The 3604-nt window shown below is 30.0% G+C and carries 2 protein-coding genes; both read right to left on the bottom strand.

Annotated features, from left to right (window positions below):
* Nucleotides 1–256: 256 nt before the first annotated feature.
* Complete coding sequence (locus VLM92_RS02755; protein WP_325274824.1) at nucleotides 257–1255, bottom strand: hypothetical protein; 999 nt, start codon at nucleotides 1253–1255, stop codon at nucleotides 257–259.
* 87 nt (nucleotides 1256–1342) lie between these two features.
* On the bottom strand, nucleotides 1343–3604 hold a 2262-nt coding region (locus VLM92_RS02760), incomplete at its 5' end, for an ATP-dependent Clp protease ATP-binding subunit (protein ID WP_325274825.1).

Raw genomic sequence — 3604 nt, forward strand, 5'->3', positions numbered from 1 at the left:
GATCTTCTAACACCACTTCCCATAGCACTTCCAAGTGATACTGGTATATCAGTGTTAAATTCTTCATTGTATGATTTTATTATAGATTCTGCACAGTTGAATCCTTGACTGTGGAAAGTTGATGGTTTTGTCATACTTTTCTCCTCAATGTATAGTAAATTATAATTTAATTTTTATTATATCAAATTATATAAATTTTTTATAGAGAATATTTGTTAAATTACTCCAAATCATCTTCTTAGCATGTTGTTACTGATTAATCAATATTATTAAAATATCTTTCATCTGGTTCAAATAATTTTTCTTTATTTCTAAAATGCCTAAACTTAGACATTTCTTCATAAATCTTTATTCTTGCTATGTTTATATCTCCAATAGGTCTATGACTAGTTAGTGCATGGCCTGGAGAAAAAGAAAGAATTTCTGCTAATTCTTCTCGTTCTTTAGTTGTAAATTCTTGAATTGGTATTTTTATTTGTGCTAATTTTATAAATGGAGATTTATCTTCATTCCATTTAATAGATGCATCATTTGTTGGCATTGCTTTTTCAGTAGTTTGAAATTGCACCATAAAGTCAAATATTGCCTCATGACTTTGTAGATGCTTTTGCATATTATTAGTCAAATATGTAGGTGTCATTTCTTTTGGAAGTTGACTTTGGTATATAGACCTTGGAACTAAACTATACTTAACCTTTTTGTTACCAAACATATATGGTGTTGTACTAAAATATTTTATATCAAGTGGACTAGTATCATGTTTTTGATTTTTTGTTATATCTTTTAATATTCCTATTTTACCGTTTAAAAGAAGTTTAACTCCAAATATAATTGGATTAGACTTTGTAGTATAATAAATAGCATCATGAAAAAGATTCAATGTACCAAGTGGCATGGTTTCATTGTTTATAAATAAAAAGTCTTGAGTATATTTTTCATCTTTTGTACATTTAGGTCCATTAACTCCTAGAAGTTTTATTGAAAAACCTCTAAAATCTTTAATTTTATCACTATTTATTTTGGGATTTGAGTTTGATACACGTATAAATGCAGAGTATGTTTTTGGTTCTTTAAATATACCTACTTGATACTCTTTTGGTAAATCTCTTGCTACTATAAAATATGCTTTTAAAAGACCTAAACATTTTGGGTGAGCATCTCTTTTAGTACTTCCCGGTGAGTAATCTTTTGTTAGTTTTTCTTTAAGCATATTTATAATATTTTGTGTTAATTGCTCATCATTATATTTAGGCAAATGTAGCCCTCCTTTTAGTGTATATGTTATAATTGTAAACAAGAAAAAGGACATTCATACCTATTTATTGAATGCCCTTTTTTTATATTATTTTACAGATACATGGATGTTTTCATTATCTCCATCAATAACTACAGCACATCCACTATAAACTTCTCCTGCTATAATTTTCTTAGCTATTATAGTTTCTAGAGTATTACTTATATATCTCTTTAATGGTCTAGCACCATATATTGGGTCATAGCCTTCTTTAGCCATAATTTCTTTTGCATTATCTGTTACTTCTATTTCTATATTTTTTTCTTGTAATCTCTTTCTTAAAGAGTCTATAAATATATCAATAATCTTTTTAATGCCTTCTTTATCTAATGGCTTAAACATTATAATATCATCAACCCTATTTAAAAACTCTGGTTTAAATCTATTCTTCATTTCGTTCATTACAAGTACTTTAGCTTCTTCAGTTATGTTTTCACCAGCTTCTAGTAGATATGAACTACCTATATTTGATGTCATTATTATAAGTGTATTTTTAAAATCTACTGTTTTACCTTTGTTGTCAGTAAGTCTTCCATCATCTAATATTTGTAAGAATAGATTAAACACATCTTCATGAGCTTTTTCTATTTCGTCAAATAATATTACAGAATATGGACTTCTTCTTACTGCTTCTGTTAATTGACCACCTTCTTCATAACCTACATACCCTGGAGGAGGTCCTATAAGTCTAGATACAGCATGTTTTTCCATATACTCACTCATATCTATTCTTATTATGTTTTCTTCACTATCAAATAAATTATTAGCAAGAGTTTTAGCAAGTTCTGTTTTACCAACTCCAGTAGGTCCTAGGAATATAAATGAACCAATTGGCTTTTTCTCATCCTTTAGCCCTGCACGAGCACGAATTACTGCATTTGATACAGCTGTTACTGCTTCACCTTGCCCTATTACTCTTTTTTGAAGTTCATCTTCTAGTTTTAGTAGTTTTTCTCTTTCACCTTCTACTAATTTAGTAACAGGTATACCTGTCCATTTAGCAACAATTTGTGATATTTCATTTTCAGTAACTTCTTCTTTTAAAAGTGCATTTTCATAGCTTTGCTTGATTTTCTCTTCTTGTTCTTTTATTTGTTCTTCTAACGTAGGAATTATTCCATACTTAACTTCAGCAGCTTTATTAAAATCATATTCTCTTTCATATTTTTCTACACTTCCTTTCGCTTCGTCAAGTTGTTCTTTTAAGCTTCTAATTTCTAGTATTTGATTCTTTTCTTTTTCATATTTAGCACTCATTTCATCATTTTTAGACTTAAGTTCTGCTATTTCTTTAACTATTTTGTCAAGTCTTGCTTTACTCTTATCATCATTTTCTTTAAGTAGTGCTTCTCTTTCTGTTTCTAATGTAAATAACTTTCTTCTTACCATATCTAGTTCAGTAGGTAATGAATCTATTTCACTTCTAATCATAGCACCTGCTTCGTCTATTAAATCTATTGCCTTGTCAGGTAAAAATCTATCTTGTATATACCTATGTGATAGTTTAGCAGCGGCTACAATTGCGCTGTCATGTATTCTTACACCATGATGTATTTCAAATCTTTCCTTGAGACCTCTCAATATTGATATAGTATCACTTACACTTGGTTCCTCGGCAATAACTGGTTGGAAACGTCTTTCAAGTGCTTTGTCTTTTTCTATATATTGTCTATACTCATCAAAAGTAGTTGCACCTATACAGTTTAACTCTCCACGAGCAAGCATTGGTTTTATTAAGTTGCCAGCATCCATTGCCCCGTCAGTTTTACCAGCACCAACTATTGTATGAATTTCATCTATAAATAATATTATCTTACCATCTGAACTTTGTACTTCTTTAAGTACTGCTTTTAATCTTTCTTCAAATTCACCTCTATACTTTGCCCCGGCAATTAAAGAACCCATATCTAGAGAAAATACTATCTTGTCTTTAAGACCTTCTGGAACATCTCCTCTTACGATTCTCTCTGCTAGACCTTCAACTATAGCAGTTTTACCAACACCTGGTTCTCCTATAAGTACTGGGTTGTTTTTAGTTCTTCTTGATAATATTCTTATAACTCTTCTTATTTCCTCGTCACGACCTATAACAGGATCTAGTTTATGCTTTTTAGCTAAATCTACTAAATTTGTACCATAACGAGCTAGTGCCTCATAAGTTCCTTCTGGATCTTGTGTTTCTACTCTTTGACTTCCTCTAACTTGTGATAATACTTTTAAGAATTCATTTTCATTTATATTGTATTGCTTTAATATTCTCCCTATAGCAGTATTAGTTTCCATGTCCATAATAGCAAGCATAACATGCTC

The sequence above is a fragment of the Romboutsia sp. genome, assembly GCF_035470145.1.
Lineage (GTDB): Bacteria > Bacillota > Clostridia > Peptostreptococcales > Peptostreptococcaceae > Romboutsia_D.